The organism is Bradyrhizobium sediminis (genome assembly GCF_018736105.1).
Taxonomy (GTDB): domain Bacteria; phylum Pseudomonadota; class Alphaproteobacteria; order Rhizobiales; family Xanthobacteraceae; genus Bradyrhizobium.
This window is the reverse complement of record NZ_CP076135.1, coordinates 3,395,173-3,413,923: the sequence shown is the minus strand read 5'-3', so window position 1 is coordinate 3,413,923 and position 18,751 is coordinate 3,395,173. Positions and strand designations below refer to the sequence as shown.

Genomic DNA, 18,751 nt, shown 5'->3' with positions numbered 1-18,751 from the left:
CTCTTGCGCGCGTCTCGAAGGATGAGACGATAAGAACGTAAGGGCGCGGCAACCTCATGGTTCGAGACGGCGCAAGAGCGCCTCCTCACCATGAGGACACAAAAAATTCGGGAGACGAAACAAAATGCCGATCAAGTACGACGAACTGATGGCGCTGAAGAACCTCGGTCAGAAATACGCCTACACCGACCGCGAAGTGATGCTGTACGCCTATGGCATCGGCATGGGCGCCGACCCCATGGACGAGAAGGAGCTGGCCTTCGTCAACGAGGCCACGGCCATCCCGCGTCCGCTCAAGGTGGTGCCGACCTTCGCCTCGGTCGCGGCATGGGGCGCCGGGCCCGGCGAGATGCATCTCAACCGCCTGATGGTGGTCGACGGCGAGCGCGACATCACCTTCCACAAGCCGCTCGCGATCGCCGCGCACATCACCGCTGATTCCACCGTGCTCGACGTGTTCGACAAGGGCAAGGACAAGGGCGCCGTGATCCGGCACCAGACCGTGCTCAAGGACGAGAAAGGCGAGAAGCTGGCCACATTGGTCGCCTCGCGTTTCGCGCGCGGCGACGGCGGCTTCGGCGGACCCTCCGAAGGCCAGCCCGAACCGCACAAGGTGCCGACCCGGAGTCCCGACAAATCAGTTGATATCGCGACGCGCCAGGATCAGGCGCTGATCTACCGTCTCTGCGGCGATCGCAATCCGCTGCATTCGGATCCCGAATTCGCCAAGCGCGCCGGTTTCCCGAGGCCGATCCTGCACGGCATGTGCACTTACGGCATCACCTGCCGCGGCGTGCTGCAGACCTATGCCGATTACGATCCTGCCGCCTTCCGGCAGCACGCGGTGCGGTTCTCCTCGCCGGTCTATCCCGGCGAAACCGTGACCATGGAAATGTGGAAGGACGGCAACGTGATTTCGTTCGAGGCCAAGGTGAAAGCGCGCAACGTCACCGTCATCAAGAGCGGCAGGACGGTGCTGGCTTAGGAAGAGGCAAGGGAGAGAACACCATGGGGTTGCTCGACGGCAAGGTGGCGCTGATTACCGGCGCGGGGGGCGGGCTCGGCGAGGCCTACGCAAAACTGTTCGCGCGCGAGGGTGCGGCGGTCGTGGTCAACGACCTCGGCGGTCCCCGCGACGGCAGCGGCGCCGATGTCTCGATGGCGCAGAAGGTGGTCAATGCGATCAAGGCCGAGGGCGGCCGCGCGGTTGCCAACGGCGCCGATATCTCCACCATGGCCGGCGGCCAGTCGGTGTTCGACGACGCCATCAAGCATTTCGGCCGCGCCGACATCCTGGTCAACAATGCCGGCATCCTGCTCGACCAGACTTTCGCGAAGGCGACCGAGGCCGCCTGGGACAAGGTATTGAAGGTGCATCTGAAGGGCACCTTCTGCGTCACCCAGCCGGTGTTCCGCTGGATGCGCGAGAACGGCGGCGGCGTCATCGTCAATACCTCCTCGACCTCCGGCCTGATCGGCAATTTCGGCCAGAGCAATTATGGCTCCGCCAAGGGCGGCATCTGGGGCCTCTCCAACGTGCTGGCGATCGAGGGCCGCAAATACAACATCCGGATCTGGACGCTGGCGCCGGGCGCGCTGACCCGCATGACATCAGACCTGCCGCGCTATATCGAGAACCCCGGCGCCGCACTGGGGCCTGATGGCATCGCCCCGGCCGTGCTATACATGGTCAGCGAGCTCTCGGGCGACCAGACCGGCAAGACGCTCGGCGTCTCCGGCCCGCGCGGGGTGCGGGAAATGCGAATGATGGAAATGGAAGGCTGGACGCCGCCGTTCTCGGGGTGGAAGGCCGAGGATATCGTCACCCACGCCAAGGAAATCTTCTTCTCCGAAGAGGACATCAAGAAGTCGGCGCGGAGATTCAAGTAAACCGTCGTCCCGGGGCGATGCGATATTAGCATCGAACCCAGGACCTCGAGATTCCCCGATGTGCAATTGCACATCTGAGGTTCGGTTCTGTGCACCGCCCCGGAATGACCAAGGAGAGAGGCACGAATGACAAAGCTCACCGCCAAGGCCGCAGGCACCTTCGCGATCGCGCCGACGCCGTTCCACGATGACGGCCGCATCGACGAGAAATCCATCGACCGGCTGACCGACTTCTATACCGAGGTCGGCTGCGACGGCGTCACGGTGCTGGGCATTCTGGGCGAGGCGCCGAAGCTCGACGCCGCGGAAGCCGAACAGGTGGCGATCCGCTTCGTCAAGCGCGCCAAGACCATGCAGATCATCGTCGGCGTTTCCGCGCCGGGCTTTGCCACCATGCGCTCGCTGGCGCTGAAATCGATGGATGCGGGGGCTGCCGGCGTGATGATCGCGCCGCCGCCCCACTTGCGCACCGACGACCAGATCACCGGCTATTTCAGGCAGGCTCAGGAAGCGATCGGCGACGATATTCCCTGGGTGCTGCAGGATTATCCGCTGACCCTGACGGTCGTGTTCACGCCCGCGGTGATCCGCAAGATCGTGATGGACTCACCGTCCTGCGTGATGCTCAAGCACGAGGACTGGCCGGGGCTGGAAAAGATCTCCGCGCTGCGCGCGTTCCAGAAGGACGGCTCGCTGCGGCCGCTGTCGATTCTGACTGGCAATGGCGGGCTGTTCCTCGATTTCGAAATGGAGCGCGGCGCCGACGGCGCCATGACTGGCTATGCCTTCCCGGAATTGCTGATCGATGTGGTGAGATTATTCAAGGAGGCCCGACGCGACGCCGCGCACGATCTGTTCGACGCCCATCTGCCCCTGATCCGCTACGAGCAGCAGCCCGGCGCCGGCCTCGCGGTTCGCAAATATGTGCTGCAGAAGCGCGGCATCATCGCTTCATCCGCGCAGCGCAAGCCCGGCGCGACCATTACCGCCACCGCGAAAGCCGAGGTCGATTATCTCCTGTCCCGGGTCGCCCGCGTCGACAGGCGCGCCAACCTGCAGCCGCAATCCAGCGCGGCGGAATAGTAAAATCCTCATGGTGAGGAGGCGCACTTGCGCCGTCTTGAACCATGAGAGCCCACATGTCTCATCCTTCGAGACGCGGCCCAAGAGGGCCGCTCCTCAGGATGAGGGAACCGAGGAACGAAACCCATGTCCACCGAACCTGCCAAACCGCCGCGTCCCGCTTCCACCATCCTGTTGCTGCGCGACAGCGCGGAGACCAAAGGTGAAATCGAGGTTTTCATGATGGTGCGCCATTATGAGATCGACTTCAATTCCGGCGCGCTGGTGTTTCCCGGCGGCAGCGTCGACAAGGGCGATCAGGATATCATCGCCGATCCCTCGCTTTATGCCGGCGGCGAGGGGCTCGACGCCAGTGCCTTGAGCTTCCGGATCGCCGCGATCCGCGAAACCTTCGAGGAGAGCGGCATATTGCTGGCGCGTCCCAAGGGATCGAAGGTGCTGGTCGACGCCGGGCGGGCAGGCGAGATCGAGGCCGCGCATCGCGCCGATCTTTGCGACAACAAGATCACCTTCCTCAAGGTGCTGACCGACAACGGCATGGTGCTGGCGCTCGACGAACTCGTGCCCTATGCGCACTGGATTACGCCGGAGGGCATGCCGAAGCGCTTCGACACCTGGTTTTTCCTCGCTGCAGCGCCCCCGGAGCAGGCCGGCGCCCATGACGGCAAGGAATCTACCGATTCGATCTGGGTGTCGCCGCGCGAGGCGCTGGAAGGCGGCGACAGCGGACGGTTCAAGCTGCCGTTCCCGACCACGCGCAACCTGATCCGGCTAGGCAAGCAGTCGAGCGTACAGGCCGCGCTCGACGACAGCAGGGGCAAGTCCATCGTCACGGTGATGCCGGTGATGACCAAACTCAATGGCGGCCGTCAGCTTCGCATCCCGCTGGAAGCCGGCTACGACGGTGACGTGTTCGAGGTTGGCGCGGTGGGGTGAGCGAGTTCCGCCGGACACGAAGACACTTCGATCCGTGACGAAATATAAACGCCGAACCATCGGCTAGTTTCTGCGTCAATGACCTGACTGGGCAAATTCGCCCGACAGAGGAGTTGACGTGGCTGACTCAGCGCAAACCTATCTGAACCTTCCCGGCGGCGAGGAGGCCGACACGCTGCTGCTCCGCCGCTGGCCGGGCGGGGGCGATCCCGTACTCTACGTGCACGGTGCGACGTTCCCGTCGGCGCTGTCGGTGGGCTACCGTTTCGGCGGGCTGTCATGGGCCGACCAGCTGCATGATCGCGGCTTCGACGTCTGGGCTTTCGACTTCGCGGGCTTCGGGGATTCGACGCGTCCCGCGGCGATGAACGGGCCGGCGCAAGCCAACCCGCCGTTCGGCCGTGCGCCGGAGGCCGCCTTTCAAATCGGCACGGTGATCGATCACATCCGCAAGGCGCGAAACGGTGCGCAGGTTCATGTCGTCGCACACTCCTGGGGCACCATGGCCGCCGGACTGTTTGCCGGCGACCGTCCCGAGGCCGTCGGACGCCTCGTATTTTTCGGCCCGATCGCACAACGGCGGATCGAAGGACTGCCATCGCCCGGCCAGATCGGCGCATGGCGGGACGTATCGGTCGCGGACCAGTTGAAACGGTTCGTCGAGGATGTGCCGCCAGATCATCCGCCGGTCCTTATCGAACCGGAGCTGGCCCAATGGGGCCCGACCTGGCTGGCGACGGATCCCGATGCGGGATGCCGGACGCCGCCGGCGGTGAGGATTCCGAACGGCCCGCAGGCCGACATCATCGCGGCGATGTCGGGCCAACTGGCCTATGATCCGCGCCGCGTCGTTGCACCCTTGCTGATCGTCCGCGGCGCTTGGGACAATCTCTGCCGCGACGCCGATGCCGCCTCGCTGATCGATACGCTCGGCGCGAAGGAAAAAGCCGACGTCGTCATCCCGGCGGCGACCCACCTGATGCATCTCGAACTTGGCCGCGAAGGGCTGTTTGCGGCAGCCGCCGACTGGCTCTTGAGGCCGACGGCGTGACCGGCACCAACCCGGCGGCTGTGCGCCAGCCCAACATGGCCATCGAGCTGGCGCTGCTCTTGGTTCTCGCGACACTGTGGGGCGCGTCCTACACGTTCATCCGGCTCGGCGTGGCGACGATTCCGCCGGTTACCCTGATCGCCGCGCGCACCCTGATCGCCGGGCTGCTGCTCATCGTCATCATGGGCTGGCGCGGGATACGCCTGCCGGCGGATGCCGCCACCTGGCGGCGATTCCTGTTCCAGGCCTGCCTCAACAGCGTGATCCCCTGGACCATGCTGGCCTGGGGCGAGCGCGCGCTCGATGCGGGTCTCGCCACCATCCTCAACTCGACGTCGCCGATCTTCACCTTCTTTCTCACGCTCGCCGTCACGCATCATGAGACGCTGACACCGCGAAAACTGCTTGGCGTCGGGGCCGGGATGGCCGGCATCTGCCTGATCGTCGGCGTGCAGGGGCTCGGTGGATTGGGCGAGCAGCTGGTCTCGCAAGTGGTGACTGTGCTGGCGGCAATCTGCTATGCGGGTGCTGCGATCTTCGGCCGCGGCTTCAAGGGCCTCGATCCGATGGCGCCGGCCGCCGGCTCGCTGTTGTGTGGCGCGGCGATCCTGATTCCCGTCAGCCTGGCGGTGGACCGGCCATGGACGCTGGCGCCGTCGATGAGTTCGATCTGGGCGCTGCTTGCGCTGGCCGTGTTCTCCACCGCGCTGGCCTTCGTGATCTATTTCCGGCTGATCCAGACGCTGGGTTCGGTCGGCACCACGGCGCAGGCCTATTTGCGGGTGCCGATCGGCGTCGCGGTCGGCGTGGTGTTTCTCGGTGAAACGCTGTCCGCGACAGCGTGGATCGGCCTCGGCTGCGTCGTGATCGGCGTAGCCGCGATGACGATACCGGCGCGGAAGGCCGCGATATCAGCAGCAGGGCGATTTTCCTAGGCGAGAAACGAATCCACCAGCGCCTGATCCTGATCATAGACCCAGCATTGCCACAACAGCCCGTCGCGAACGCTGTAGACCAGCAGGCGCTCCACCTCGGCAGTCCTTCCGTCGCGGCTGAACAGTTCGCGAGCCAGTAATGCGCCGCGCTCGGGCCCAACCATGATATCGACAATGCCGAGCAGCTTTCGATTGGTGCGGCGGGTGACCTCCGCAAGAACGGCAAGTGCCGCCGGCTTGCCCCGGTGCACCCCGGCCAGCGGATTGCCGCCGAAATAGTGCAGGGTGAAGTCGTCATGATAGCTTGCCGCTATCGCCTGACGGTCGCCGGACAACCATGCCGCCGCATAGCGCGAGACCGCCTGACGGATGGGGTCGCCAGCCGGATGATTGCTGGCTGCCGTACTTGAACTTTCCATGGATTGCTGTCCTCTGTAGGGGCGCATTCGACATAGGCCGCAGGGAATATCCGGCGCTTTCAGAAACTGGCTATCGGCATGGTTGCGAGGGCAAAATTGATCGGCTGGGGGCCGCGCGTGCTCTATCTCGGGCCGGCTTTCGGATTGACGCCGCACCGCAATGCCACCGCTGTGCTGGCGGTCGCGCTCGATGGGAAGCTGGAAGTGGCCGGCGATCCCGCAAAGCCTGATGGAGCCTGGCGCTCCGCGCGCAGCGTCCTGATCCCACCGAACACGCTGCATCACCTCCGCATGGCCGGCGGGCCGATGGCATTTCTCTATGTCGATCCGCTCAGCCGCGATCTGGCGGCGCTCAAGGCGCGGATGCAGGACGTCTCGCCTCGCGCTGCCTTCGACCTGATCGGGGAGGCCGCCGTGATCGGGGTTCTGACCAGGCTTGCGGAAGGCCGCATCGCCGATGGCGACGGACGGAAGGCGCTCATGGAATTGCTCGGCATCGGCGTGCGCGCCGATCCAGACGTTCGCATTCTTTCGGCGCTGCGTCGCATGCGCGACCAACCGTGTCGATCGCACTCGATGGCGGAACTCGGGGCATGCGCGGGGCTTTCGGCGTCGCGTTTCCTTCATTTGTTCAAGGCGGAGACCGGCGTGCCGCTGCGGCGTTACCGGCTTTGGAATCGCATGGGCGCGGCGGTCGCGGCGTTCCAGGATGGCATGTCGCTGACCGAAGCGGCCCACGCCGCGGGCTTTGCAAGCTCGGCGCATTTCAGCACCGCGTTCCGCGACATGTTCGGCATGATGCCGTCGGAATTGTTGAAGGGCCTGGAGGCGGCCCAGCGCTGAGATGTCACGTTGGTTGCTTTGACTTTCGATCATCGGGCCGCGGTTTGTGCGACCGATGGGTCAATCCGCCCTGCCGATTTGCTCTGTGACTACCCGACGGGCAAATCAGTGCCGCGGTCTGTCGCCGGCTTGTCCAGCCTGTTCGGAAAAGATATTTCTGTTTTTCCGAAATGGAAATCAGGCTATATGAGTAGTCATCCCGTCCTATCAAGAGGGGCGTTGGCCATCGTCACGAACGTTGGGCGGGTTGCGGTGGACGCGGATGGTGCGACTGACGAGAGCGCCTGAAGCGGACGGCGAAGTCGTGTGGTCCTGACACCCCGACGCTGGTGTCAAGTTCTTGAGAAGCAAGCTTCTCAGGGGCGACGGTGGCAAGAAAGCCCGGTCGCCGGGGAGATCACGTATAAGCCGTAAACCATTGCGTGGGGAATGCCGGGTGATACCGGTGTGACCTGACTAACGCGTGTGTGTTCTACCTACTACCATTGCACACGCGGCTATCGGGCGCATCGGGCGCCCGGCATTCCCTGCGCCCTCCGATCAAGAGGGTAAGGAATTCAGAGCAAACCTCGGGCGGATCGCGCTGCGAGATCGCGAAGTTGCGTTTGAAGTCGTAGGGTGGGCAAAAGCGCAGCGTGCCCACCTTGGTCAAGGTGAGAAAATGGTGGGCACGGCGCAAAGCGCGCCTTTGCCCACCCTACGGGTTTCACTTCGCTCGCAATGACGCCAAAACAATTACCCCGCCTTCGCCTGCATCGGCGCGCCGTCCTCCGCGTGAAGCCGGCGCAATTCGCGCTTGAGCACCTTGCCGGCGCCGGAAAGCGGGAACGGTTCGGTCCTGACGTCGACGCTGCGCGGGCATTTGTAGCCGGCAATCCGCTCCTTGCAGAACGCGATGATCTCAGCGGCGTTGACGCTGGCGCCGGCCTTGGGGATCACGAAGGCATGCACGGTCTCGCCCCATTGCTCGCTCGGGATCCCGATCACGGCGCATTGCGAAACTGCCGGATGCTGGGCGATGACGTTCTCGACTTCCATCGAATAGACGTTCTCGCCGCCGGAAATGATCATGTCCTTCACGCGATCGACCAGATAGACGAAGCCTTCGTCGTCCATGTAGCCGCCGTCGCCGGTATGCATCCAGCCGTCGATCACCGCCCTGGCGGTTTCTTCCGGCCGCTCCCAGTAACCCATCATCACGTTGTCGCCGCGCACCGCGACTTCGCCGACCACGCCCGTTGCGACCGGCTTGTGGTCGGCATCGACGATCCTGACCTCGCAGCCGATCGCGGCGCGGCCGCAGGCGCGCTGCCGGTTCTTCTTCTTCGCATCTTCGCTGGTGTGCTGTTCCCAGTTCAGATGCGTCGCCAGCGGCGACAGTTCGGTCATGCCGTAAAGCTGGTGGAACGCGGTGCCGGGCATTCCGGCCATGGCGCGATTCAGCAAGGCTTCGCTGATCGGGGAGGCGCCGTACATGATGCGCTTCAGCGACGACAGGTCGGCGGTCTTGAAGGCGGGATGATCGGTCAGCATCTGGATCATGGTCGGCACCAGCAAGGTGGCCGTGACCTTCTCCTTCTCGATCGCGGCGATCACCAGTTCCGGGCTGAAGGTCCGGATGATCACATTGGTGCCGCCGCCAATCAGCGAAGCGAACATCGCGCTGCCATTGGCGAGGTGAAACATCGGCGCGGCGTTGAGATAGACCGTGCCGTCAGGCAACAGGCCCTCGCTCAGCATGTGCAGCGCGTTGCAGGCGATGTTGGCGTGGCTCAGCATCACGCCCTTGGAACGGCCGGTGGTGCCGCCGGTGTAGAAGATGCCGGCCAGATCCTCGCGCGAGGCCATCGCGTCCGGAACGGGCGCGCTCGCGGCGATCAGTTTCTCGTAATGCTGCGCCTCCGACGGTCCCTGGTCGTCATCGGCATAGATCAGCTTCATCGTCACGGCTTTCGCCAACTCGACGCCCATCGCGGCAAAGGCCTTGTCGACGACGAGCACCGAAGCACGGCAGTCGTGCAGGGAGTCCTCGATCTCAGCGTGGCTCCAGCGGATGTTGGTAGGGACGATCACGGCGCCTGCCCAGGGGATGCCGAGATAGAGTTCGAGGTAGCGGTCGGAATTGAGCATCAGCACCGCGACCCGATCGCCGCGCTTGACGCCGAGCTGCTGCAACCCGCCCGCGAGCCTTGCGACGCGCTCGCCGATCTCGCACCAGGTGCGGCGGCGATCGCCGTCGACGGTGGCGATGCCCTCGCGGTTGGTCTGCAGCACCCTGCGCAGGCCCTGGGTCACATTCATCATAGCTCTCCCTGCTGTCGCGGGCGCTCGATGCGCCTCTTGGTCGGGGCGATCATACCGGCGTGGGCGGACCTCGCAAGCGGGCGGCCGACGCCGCTGCGGCGGCTGCCGGCAGACCCGGAGCTTGCGAAAGCGCCAAAAAGACGGTCAGGGCGGCGCGGGGGGATCGAGCATGTTCCCCCCGGCCTCCAATCCATCGTATATTGGGCGTCTGATTGGAGCCGGTCTCAATAACCATGCCTTCCGAAGCGCCGCAAAAGCCAAGGTCGTTCTCGCTCTCGATCGGTCAGCTGACATTTGGCAGTTTCCTGCTGGTGCTGGCCGTGATCACGATCACCAGCATCGCCAGCGTGGTCGCCATCCGCCACATCGATTCGACCTTTGCCGAACTGCAGCGGCTGCAGAGCGTCGGCGACCTCGCGCAGGACATCGACCGCCGGATGAACGAATTGCGCCTTGCGGCGCGCGACTTCGTCACCGATCCCGGCACGCAATCGACCCAGGTCGGCGACGCGGCTTCGGCGCTCAGCGAGATCCTGAAGAAGACCCGGCTGGAGCTTGCGCCGGAGCAGCAGGACATGATCGACGGCGTTACCGCGCGATTGACAACCTATCGCAACGGCATCGAACGCATTTCGTCGCTGATCAACCGGCGCGCCGAACTGATCGTCGGCCTGCCACCGCTGCGCGAAGGTTTCGATTCGGCGATCGCCGGAACCCCCGATCCGGTGATCGCCTCGACCTTGTTCCAGACCCAAAGCCGCATCGCCTCGGCGCTGTTGGCGCGCAATCCGTCGGCCGCCGAGCAGGCGGCGCAAAGCATGCGGGCGCTGACGATCCCGGATCGCAAGCTGCGCGCCGCCGTCGACAATTACGCCGAAGCAATCATCGCGATCTCGATCCGCGAACGCCAGATCGCGGATATCGACAGGGAAGTGCTCGGCTCCGAAGGCCGCCTGATCCAGCGCGTCACCGAACTGTTGCGCGACGTCAGCGAACGCCGCGGCCGCGTGCTGTCCCGCGATTTCGCGCGGACGCTGGCCGAGGCCAAATGGCAGAGCATCGTTCTTGGTACTGCCGGCGTCCTGATCGGGCTGTGGGCGGCGGCGGTCGTGGTGCGGCGGACTGTCCGGCCGCTCGCCTCGATCTCGGCCTCGATCCGGGCGCTAGCGGCGGGCAAGAAAGACACCTCGATCCCCGCCACCGACGTGGAAAACGAGATCGGCGATATCGCGCGAGCCGCCGAAGTATTCCGCCGCACGCTGGTCGACGCCGATGCGGCGCGCGAGGCGGCGGTGCGCGCATTGGCCGAGCAGCGCCTTGCCGAGGAAAGCTATCGCAAGCTGTTCGAGGGTTCGGTCGACGGGATCTACGTGACGACGCCGGGCGGCGCGTTGCTCAACGCCAATCCGGCGCTGGCGCGGATGATGGGGTACGACACGCCGCAGGACCTGATCGATGGCATCAGCGACGTCGCAAATGCGGTCTACGTGCATCCGGCGGCGCGGGCTGAATATCAGGCGCTGATGCAGCGCGACGGCATGGTGCGCGAGTTCGAGTATCAGGTTCGCGCCCGCGACGGCCGGGTGCTCTGGCTTTCCGACAGCGCAACCGTCGCCCGCGACGAAGCCGGCAAGATCGTCCGCTATGAAGGGACGGTGCGCGATATCACCGATCAGAAGCGCGCCGAAGACGCGATTGCCGAAGGTCGGCGGCTGCTGCAACAGGTGATCGACACCGTGCCCGCCGTCATCAACGTCAAGGACAAGGAGCTTCGCTACGTCCTGATGAATCGCTACATGGCCGGCATCTTCGGCGTCGAGCCTGTGGATGCGATCGGCCGCACCACCACCGACCTGATGTCGCGCTACGGCGCGGAAAAGACCGATGAGCACGACAAGCGGGTGCTGGAAGCGGGCAGGGAACTCGGATTCTACGAGGAGGAATATAAGGATTCCTCGGGCAACATGCGGCAATGGCTGGTCAACAAGCTTCCGCTGCTGAATGCCGAAGGCGAGATCGAAAACATCGTCACCGTCGCGCTCGATATCGGCGAGCGCAAGCGCGGCGAACTGGAAATGCGCAAGGCCAAGGACGCGGCGGAAGCGGCGCTGCGCAATCTGCGCGAGACCCAGAATTCGCTGATCGAGGCGGAAAAGCTCGCTGCCCTCGGGCGGCTGGTGGCGGGCGTCGCCCACGAGGTCAACAACCCAGTCGGCATCAGCCTGACTGTGGCCTCGTCGCTGGAGCGCAAGACCGCCTTGTTCTCCGCCGAAGTCGCCCGGGGCGATCTCCGGCGGTCGAGCCTGACCGATTTCCTCGAGGCCAGCCGCGATGCCTCCTCGCAGCTGGTGGCCAATCTCAACCGCGCCGCCGAACTGATCACCTCGTTCAAGCAGGTCGCAGCCGACCGCAACTACTCGGATCAGCGCACCTTCGACCTCGGCGATCTCACCGAGCAGGTGGTGATGAGCCTGCGGCCGGGTCTGCGAAAGCATAATCTGACGCTGACCGTCGACTGCCAGCCCAACCTCACCATGAACTCCTATCCCGGGCCTTACGGCCAGGTGCTCACCAACCTGTTCCTCAATTCGGTGGCGCACGCCTTTCCGGACGGCAAGGCCGGGCAGGTCGATATCCAGGTGCGGGAGTCCGGCAAGGACAATGTCGAGATCATCTTCTCCGACAATGGAATCGGCATGAGCCTCGACGTCCGGCGCCGCGCGTTCGATCCGTTCTTCACCACCCGCCGCGACCAGGGCGGCACCGGGCTCGGCCTGCATATCGTCTACAGCATCGTGACTAACCGGCTGGGCGGCCGGCTCGACCTCGATTCGGAGCCGGGCGGCGGCACGCGGATCCAGATCATCCTGCCCCGGGTCGCGCCGCTGGAGCAGGCGGCGGAATGACGCGCATTTCGCAAGAGGGGATAGAGGTTCGGCGATCGGAATACGCGCAGCCAGGAAGGAATTGGCTAGTCGACGTCGGCCAGCTTGTGCAGCGTCGCGCCGAAGATCTGGCTGGCCTTTCCGACCAGCGCGGTGCCGTTCATGACGCCTCGCGTATCGGTGAAGGTGCCGGACACGCCGATGCCGACCGGACTGGGGCCGCCGAACAACGGGTTGGCGTCCGGGCTGGAGGTGTGACGCTGGACCAGCACCTCGCCCTTGAAGGTATCGTCCTTCACCGTGTAGCTGCCGGTGTAGAACAGATACGCGTCGCCGCCGAGGATCTTGCCGTCGCGGAACAGGATCACGCCGCTGCCCTTGCCCGTGCGGCCATCCTGCAGGCTGACATGGATCGAATACAATCCGTTTTTCATGATGTTCCGATTCCGACGCCCGTCGTCCCCCGGAGTCGGCAACTTGTTATGCCAAAGCGGGGCACGCAGCGTCAACGCGGCAGCTTGACCGCACCCGGCAGCAGACGTTCAAATTCTGCCAAATCGTGTAACACTGCGATGACGGCGGCCAAGTTGGCCCGCGAAATGCATAACCCTTGTTGCACCGGCCGGTGGGTGCTGGAGCAAGGGACAGGTGACCAACTGGATCGATTCCGGCGGCGATGCGCCGCGACCACGCACTGACGAAAACATCCGGCCGAACGGGAACCGCCGCCGCGCCCGCAAGATGCGGCTCGGTATGTAGTGCGATATGGCTCTCAGTGTTGGCCTCCGATGTCGGGACAGCCCGCGACCGCGGCCAATTCGCCAATGCCAATCCCGAGCTGAAAGCGTGGTTCGAAAGCCTGAAGAGCGGCAGGGGGCCCTGCTGTTCGGACGCCGACGGCACCGCGATCAGCGATGCGGACTGGGAGTCACGCGGCGGCCATTATCGGGTGCGGATCGAAGGCGAGTGGGTCGACGTGCCCGAAGAAGCCGTCATTACCGAACCCAACCGCGTCGGCCGCACCATGGTCTGGCCGATCCGCGGCTATCTCGGGCTGACGATCCGCTGCTTCATGCCGGGCAGCATGACCTAGGCGCGTCGCGACCTCACGCGTATTTCTGGTCGCGCTCCAACAGCTCGATCGAGATGCCCTGTGGTCCGCGGATGAAGCAGATGCGCACGCCCGGCCGGATCGTGGTGGGTTCCTTGGTGAACTCGACGCCCTTGGCCTTGATCTCGGCGGCGACCGCATCGATGTCCTTCACCGTCAGCCCGAAATGATCGAGCCCCTGATAGGGCGTCACCGGCGGGGTGTTGACGCCGTCGCCCGCCGTGACCGTTGCGATGAACACATTGGCGCCGCCCAGCTTGACGTCGATCCGCCCGGGGCCGCGGACGATCTCGCCGCCCAGGATATTTTCCAGCCAGGCGGCCGTGGCCTCGGGGTCGGGACTACGCAGATGGACGTGATCCCAGGTGACGATCGGCATTGTTGGTCTCCCCGTTGGCTATCGATAATTTTAGCGGCCGCATTGCGGCAAGACCATCCCTCCGGGGGATGCATTCCAATGTTGACACATTTGGATGGAACCATTGCCGGGTTTCCTGGATTGACGGGATGCTGGCGGCGCCAATTGACGGTGCGGCGCAGCAGCCAGCATTCGTTTCGCCGCTGTCGATGGCATGACGATGAACGCAGGGCTTGATCGCATCGAATTGACCGGGCTTGCCGGGCTCGCGAAGCTCGCCGGGTTTCGCGGCAGTTCAGTTGGGCCCGAGGGCAAGACGTTCACGCCGGGATTTATCTGCTTGCTGGCCATCCTGATCGCCGGACTGGGGGCATGGGTGCTGTCCGGCAATGGCAGTAACACCGCCGAAAGCGAACCGGTGCGCCTCGCGGCGGCGGTTGCGAGCGAACCGGCGCCACCGCCGAGCGCGGACCTCGGGCTGGACCTGTCCTTGTCCAACCAGGCGGCGCCCCCCGCCGATCCCCCAATCGAAGCGGCTCCCGTGGACGGGTTGAGGATCGCATCGCAGTCCTGGCGAAGGGGCGGACTGGGGTCGAAGGCCCTGGTCACCCTGACGCTCCGCAACGGCAACGATTACGCGGTCAAGGACATCGAGATCTTCTGCTCGTTTGCGCGCCGGGACGGCGGCCATCTCACTGACCGCAAGCGCATTATCCCCGACACCATCGCCATGAAGAGCCGGAAGACCTTCGCGCGCCTGCATGTCGGCTTCGTCAACATTAACGCGAATCAAGCGAAATGCTCACTGGTCACGGCCAGCCGCATCTGACCCGCTCTTCACGAAAAGTTAACCGCTCACAAAAAGTTAGCCCAACGGGTGAACCGTGCGGGCAGCTTCGGAACTAATTATGTAACCAGCAGTTGAGAGAACGATCCGCGCGGTTCCCGCACGGATGGAGCAGTCCTTAAGATGCCCGTAGCACGATACTTCTTCTACGTCGGCGGAGTGCTGCTAGCGCTGCTGTTTGCGGTTGACGCCTACGTGCCGAAGGAGCCGGCGGTGAGTTCTGCGGCCGCGGAGGCGACGACGATCGAGAATCCCACCCTTAGGATCCGCTCCGACCGGAAATGGCCGGAGCGTGTCGTATACGATACCAGCCTTCCCACCATCGTTCCGCCGCCGGCCGCGATAATCGAGGCTGCCGCCGCGGTTCCACGGCCGGTTGCCGAAATGTCGGCTAAGGCGCGCGTGCGGGAGTCGTTTGCGCAGTTCAGGCCGGCCGATGATTCGAAGCCTGACGCCAAGCCGCATCCGAAGCGCAAGATTGCCAAGACCCGGGTGGCCCCGCCGCCGATGTCGACGCCGATGATGCGGGTCGCTCAGCGCCCGAATTTTGGGTTCTTTACCAGTACCTGGTGAGGCAGACGCGTCGTAACGGTTTCGCTGCTGGCTGGCGCGCCACGGATGGGGTGGCGATGCGCTGGACTAGCTCAATAGTCGCGGCGATACCGCCGGTCGCGTCCTCCCGGCGACGCTGTTGCGCCCGCGTAAAACGGGTTGACGATGCACTGGGCGGGGAGGCCCGATGCGGCCTGAGCGCACTGTGCCAGCGAGGTATAGGCGCATTCGTAATGTTCACCGCCGAACATTTCGATGACCTTGAGGCAGACCGGATAGTTCGGATTATAGGTCTGGGCGCGAACTGACGGCGTTGTCGAAACCGTCACAATCGCCAAGATCGCCAAAGCCAGAATGCGCATTAGAATCTCCATCGGGATGACGGCACCATATCTCACACTCGCGGCGTCTAGTCACGCTCCGCGCGGCCTCGGCGCATTCATGGGCCAGCGCGATATCGGAGTGGCCCGGCTTCGCGGCCTTGGCCTCCCGGAGCTGCAGCTGGGCAGCTCCAGCTCCACTGAGCCTCATTGAGCGGGACGCCGCTGGCGCGCTCGGAGAGATTCGAACTCCCGACCCTCGGAATCGAAATCCGATGCTCTATCCAGCTGAGCTACGAGCGCGTGCGGGGCTCGCTTACCAGACTTGTCCCGACAGGGCCAGCAGAGGCCGCCGGACCCGGCCTGAGGGGGCCTGGCGTCCGGGAATCGGGTTGATCTCCACCCAAACGGCGAGCGGATTGGGGGGATTACCCTGCCGCTCCGGCGGTCCAGGCCGGCCCGGGGCCAGATCCAGCGACAATTGCCGCCTAAACCAGTGAAATCCGCCTGCGGGCGCCCATTTTTGGCCCCATCCGGATGCTTAACGGAATCCCAACACACTAACGCCAGAGTCCTGCCCTCTGGTTCTCTGGCGGACCGGATTTCCCGGGTCCCGACAGGCTCTATCCGCGTCCGATCGATTCATGCGCATCACGTTCTTGCCCCTGCTGTTGCTCTTGCTGCTGGCCGCGACGCCGGCGCGTGCCGATCTGCATATCACCAGGGATCACGGCGGCTACGTCACCGAATACAAGGCGAAGTACGAGCGCATCCGTGACCGCAAGGAGCGCGTCATCATCGACGGCATCTGCAATTCGGCCTGCACCTTGGTGTTCGGCATCGTGCCGATGAACAAGGTGTGCGTGACGCCGCGGGCCAGCCTCGGCTTCCATCAGGCCTATTACGACAAGGCGTTCACCTTCGGCATCAAGGTCACCAGTGCGGAGGGGACATCCGATCTGATGTCCTACTACCCGCGGCCCGTGAAGGACTGGATCCGGCGTAACGGCGGGCTGACCACCGAGATGAAGAAGATCAAGAACGGGACCGAACTTTGGAAGATCGTCGACCCCTGTCCGGAAGAGTTCTGATCCTCTCAGGCCAGATCAATCGTTCCTGACATCACGGGCACGCAGCGGCCGCCGATCCAGGTCGCGGTAACCGCGCCGTTCTTCTTCTCGGCCTGCGCCTGCAGGATGCTCGGCCGTCCCATCTCGACGCCTTGCGCGATCGTCTTCGACAACAAGAGGTTCGCCTCCGGACGCAGGCTGGCGAGCAGGCCGATCAGCGCGACGTTGGCAGCGCCGGTCGCCGGATCCTCGGGAATGTTGAGGTGTGGCGCAAACATCCGCGCGCGGATGTCGATGTCGCCCTCCTGGACCTGCGCATAGATCATGATGCTGACGACGGGGTGTTTGGCGACTTCGAGCCGGAACACGTCGGCATTCGGGTTTGCCCCGAGCAGCGCGGTGCGGCTCTTCAGCTCGGCCAGAATGAACGGGGCGCCGCAGGACGCGATGCATGGGCGATGATGGGCCGTCTCGATATCGGCGAGCGAAATCCCGCACGCTGATGCCACCAGTTCGCCCGCAACCTCCGCGCCGACCGCGAGCGGCTGCGGTGCCGCGACCTTTGAACCTACCGCCGTCGCGCCATCTCGCAAGATCTCGATCGGGACCAAGCCGGCTTTCTCCTCGAAGACGACACGGTCGCCGCTGACCGGTCGGCCGTAGCTGACGCCGGCGCGCGCCAGCACGAAGGCCGTGCCGACATTGGGATGGCCGGCGAACGGCATCTCGCTGCGCGGGGTGAAGATCCGCACTTCGGCGGTGTGCGCGGGGTCCTTCGGGGGCAGCACGAAGGTGGTCTCCGCCAGATTGAATTCGGCGGCGATGGCCTGCATCTGCCCGGTCGACAACCCCTCGGCGTTGAGCACGACGGCAAGCGGATTGCCCACGAATTGCGTGCCGGTGAATACGTCGACGGTCTGAAATTGCAGGCGCATAGTAACTCCTATCTAGAAGGTCACCACGCCGCGGATCGACTCGCCGCGCTTCATCAGTTCGAACGCGTTGTTGATCTCGGCAAGCGGCATCACATGGGTGATCATCGGGTCGATCTGGATCTTGCCCTGCATGTACCAGTCGACGATTTTCGGTACGTCGGTGCGGCCGCGTGCGCCGCCGAAGGCGGTGCCTTTCCAGACCCGGCCGGTCACCAGCTGGAACGGCCGCGTTGAAATCTCCGCGCCTGAAGGCGCGACCCCGATCACGATCGACTGGCCCCAGCCGCGGTGGCAGGCTTCCAGCGCCTGCCGCATCACCGTGACGTTGCCGGTGCAGTCGAAGGTGTAGTCGGCGCCGCCGATCTGGTCGGCGCCGGATTTGGTCATGTCGACGAGGTGAGGGACGAGATCCTTGCCGAGTTCTTTCGGGTTGACGAAATGGGTCATGCCGAAGCGTTCGCCCCAGGCCTTGCGGTCGTTGTTGATGTCGACGCCGATGATCATGTCGGCGCCGGCCAGCCGCAAGCCCTGCAGCACGTTGAGCCCGATGCCGCCGAGGCCGAACACGATGGCCTTGGCGCCTTGCTCGACCTTGGCAGTGTTGATGACCGCGCCGATGCCTGTGGTGACGCCGCAGCCGATGTAGCAGACCTTGTCGAACGGCGCGTCCTCACGGATTTTTGCGACGGCGATTTCGGGCAGCACCGTGTAGTTCGCAAAGGTCGAGGTGCCCATGTAGTGATGGATGGGCTTGCCTCCAAGCGAGAACCGCGAGGTGCCGTCGGGCATCAGGCCCTGGCCTTGCGTGGCGCGGATCGCGGTGCAGAGATTGGTCTTGCGCGACAGGCAGGACGGGCACTGCCGGCATTCCGGCGTATAAAGCGGAATGACGTGGTCGCCTTTCCTCACGCTGGTCACGCCTTTGCCGATATCGACCACGACGCCGGCGCCTTCATGGCCGAGGATCGCGGGAAACAGGCCTTCGGGATCGGCGCCGGAAAGGGTGAATTCGTCAGTGTGGCAGACGCCGGTGGCCTTGATTTCGACCAGCACTTCGCCCTCGCGCGGGCCGTCGAGCTGGACCGTCGTGATCTCCAGCGGCTTGCCGGCAGCAACGGCGACGGCGGCGCGAACATCCATGGCATTCCTCATTTCTTCGATCTGCGTTTTCCGGCGAGCGGGCCCGCGGGATTCTGGATTGCCGGATAGCAT

The 18,751-nt window shown here is 64.5% G+C and carries 19 protein-coding genes and 1 tRNA gene; 12 read left to right on the top strand and 8 right to left on the bottom strand.

The features are described from left to right. Window positions 1-124 precede the first annotated feature (124 nt). From KMZ68_RS16370 to KMZ68_RS16345, 6 genes are all read left to right on the top strand, one after another. On the top strand, window positions 125-985 hold the full coding sequence (locus KMZ68_RS16370; protein ID WP_215612275.1) for a MaoC family dehydratase: 861 nt from the start codon (window positions 125-127) through the stop codon (window positions 983-985). A gap of 23 nt (window positions 986-1,008) precedes the next feature. Continuing rightward, window positions 1,009-1,890, top strand: a complete 882-nt coding sequence (locus tag KMZ68_RS16365; RefSeq protein WP_215612274.1) for an SDR family oxidoreductase — start codon at window positions 1,009-1,011, stop codon at window positions 1,888-1,890. A 126-nt stretch (window positions 1,891-2,016) separates the two neighbouring features. Continuing rightward, window positions 2,017-2,973 carry a dihydrodipicolinate synthase family protein gene (locus KMZ68_RS16360; protein WP_215612273.1) on the top strand — a complete coding sequence of 319 codons (957 nt, stop codon included), beginning with the start codon at window positions 2,017-2,019 and terminating at the stop codon, window positions 2,971-2,973. Between the two features lie 126 nt (window positions 2,974-3,099). Continuing rightward, window positions 3,100-3,909 carry an NUDIX hydrolase gene (locus KMZ68_RS16355; protein WP_215612272.1) on the top strand — a complete coding sequence of 270 codons (810 nt, stop codon included), beginning with the start codon at window positions 3,100-3,102 and terminating at the stop codon, window positions 3,907-3,909. A gap of 118 nt (window positions 3,910-4,027) precedes the next feature. Beyond that, complete coding sequence (locus KMZ68_RS16350) at window positions 4,028-4,960, top strand: alpha/beta hydrolase (RefSeq protein WP_215612271.1); 933 nt, start codon at window positions 4,028-4,030, stop codon at window positions 4,958-4,960. Window positions 4,961-4,995: 35 nt separating this feature from the next. Continuing rightward, window positions 4,996-5,895: a DMT family transporter gene (locus KMZ68_RS16345; protein ID WP_215616365.1), complete on the top strand. Its 900-nt coding sequence runs from the start codon at window positions 4,996-4,998 to the stop codon at window positions 5,893-5,895. Here KMZ68_RS16345 and KMZ68_RS16340 read toward each other — a convergent pair. Then, on the bottom strand, window positions 5,892-6,314 hold the full coding sequence (locus tag KMZ68_RS16340; RefSeq protein WP_215612270.1) for a nuclear transport factor 2 family protein: 423 nt from the start codon (window positions 6,312-6,314) through the stop codon (window positions 5,892-5,894). The two genes, KMZ68_RS16345 and KMZ68_RS16340, sit on opposite strands and share 4 nt — an antisense overlap. Window positions 6,315-6,392: 78 nt before the next feature. On the opposite strand from KMZ68_RS16340, the gene KMZ68_RS16335 reads away from it, so the two are divergent. Then, a complete protein-coding gene (locus KMZ68_RS16335) occupies window positions 6,393-7,157 on the top strand; it encodes a helix-turn-helix domain-containing protein (RefSeq protein WP_215612269.1) in 765 nt (254 codons plus the stop codon). A gap of 735 nt (window positions 7,158-7,892) precedes the next feature. Here KMZ68_RS16335 and KMZ68_RS16330 read toward each other — a convergent pair. Beyond that, complete coding sequence (locus tag KMZ68_RS16330) at window positions 7,893-9,458, bottom strand: acyl-CoA synthetase (RefSeq protein ID WP_215612268.1); 1,566 nt, start codon at window positions 9,456-9,458, stop codon at window positions 7,893-7,895. A gap of 236 nt (window positions 9,459-9,694) precedes the next feature. Here KMZ68_RS16330 and KMZ68_RS16325 point away from each other — a divergent pair, with 236 nt between their 5' ends. After that, window positions 9,695-12,367 carry a PAS domain S-box protein gene (locus KMZ68_RS16325; protein ID WP_215612267.1) on the top strand — a complete coding sequence of 891 codons (2,673 nt, stop codon included), beginning with the start codon at window positions 9,695-9,697 and terminating at the stop codon, window positions 12,365-12,367. Window positions 12,368-12,432: 65 nt separating this feature from the next. Here KMZ68_RS16325 and KMZ68_RS16320 read toward each other — a convergent pair whose 3' ends face one another. After that, window positions 12,433-12,780 carry a GrlR family regulatory protein gene (locus KMZ68_RS16320; RefSeq protein ID WP_215612266.1) on the bottom strand — a complete coding sequence of 116 codons (348 nt, stop codon included), beginning with the start codon at window positions 12,778-12,780 and terminating at the stop codon, window positions 12,433-12,435. Between the two features lie 260 nt (window positions 12,781-13,040). On the opposite strand from KMZ68_RS16320, the gene KMZ68_RS16315 reads away from it, so the two are divergent. Next, window positions 13,041-13,439, top strand: coding sequence for a hypothetical protein (locus KMZ68_RS16315; protein ID WP_249779643.1), 399 nt, complete (start codon window positions 13,041-13,043; stop codon window positions 13,437-13,439). Window positions 13,440-13,452: 13 nt separating this feature from the next. Here KMZ68_RS16315 and KMZ68_RS16310 read toward each other — a convergent pair whose 3' ends face one another. Then, entirely contained in the window at window positions 13,453-13,836 is a 384-nt protein-coding gene (locus tag KMZ68_RS16310) for a VOC family protein (protein WP_215612265.1), read from the bottom strand. A gap of 199 nt (window positions 13,837-14,035) precedes the next feature. Here KMZ68_RS16310 and KMZ68_RS16305 point away from each other — a divergent pair, with 199 nt between their 5' ends. Together KMZ68_RS16305 and KMZ68_RS16300 are read left to right on the top strand one after the other, a co-directional pair. Continuing rightward, window positions 14,036-14,644, top strand: a complete 609-nt coding sequence (locus KMZ68_RS16305; RefSeq protein ID WP_215616364.1) for a hypothetical protein — start codon at window positions 14,036-14,038, stop codon at window positions 14,642-14,644. A gap of 141 nt (window positions 14,645-14,785) precedes the next feature. Beyond that, complete coding sequence (locus KMZ68_RS16300) at window positions 14,786-15,235, top strand: hypothetical protein (RefSeq protein WP_215612264.1); 450 nt, start codon at window positions 14,786-14,788, stop codon at window positions 15,233-15,235. A 71-nt stretch (window positions 15,236-15,306) separates the two neighbouring features. Here the strand turns inward: KMZ68_RS16300 and KMZ68_RS16295 are convergent, their stop codons facing one another. Both KMZ68_RS16295 and KMZ68_RS16290 read right to left on the bottom strand, forming a co-directional pair. Then, window positions 15,307-15,576, bottom strand: a complete 270-nt coding sequence (locus KMZ68_RS16295; RefSeq protein ID WP_215612263.1) for a DUF3551 domain-containing protein — start codon at window positions 15,574-15,576, stop codon at window positions 15,307-15,309. 184 nt (window positions 15,577-15,760) lie between these two features. Continuing rightward, window positions 15,761-15,837: transfer RNA gene (locus KMZ68_RS16290), tRNA-Arg, on the bottom strand. A 341-nt stretch (window positions 15,838-16,178) separates the two neighbouring features. Here KMZ68_RS16290 and KMZ68_RS16285 point away from each other — a divergent pair. Then, the gene (locus tag KMZ68_RS16285; RefSeq protein ID WP_215612262.1) at window positions 16,179-16,625 is read left to right on the top strand and encodes a hypothetical protein; all 447 of its coding nucleotides are present in this window, start codon (window positions 16,179-16,181) and stop codon (window positions 16,623-16,625) included. Window positions 16,626-16,630: 5 nt separating this feature from the next. Here KMZ68_RS16285 and KMZ68_RS16280 read toward each other — a convergent pair whose 3' ends face one another. Further along, the gene (locus KMZ68_RS16280; protein WP_215612261.1) at window positions 16,631-17,539 is read right to left on the bottom strand and encodes a PhzF family phenazine biosynthesis protein; all 909 of its coding nucleotides are present in this window, start codon (window positions 17,537-17,539) and stop codon (window positions 16,631-16,633) included. Between the two features lie 12 nt (window positions 17,540-17,551). After that, window positions 17,552-18,679, bottom strand: coding sequence for an S-(hydroxymethyl)glutathione dehydrogenase/class III alcohol dehydrogenase (locus KMZ68_RS16275; RefSeq protein WP_215612260.1), 1,128 nt, complete (start codon window positions 18,677-18,679; stop codon window positions 17,552-17,554). Window positions 18,680-18,751 lie beyond the last annotated feature (72 nt).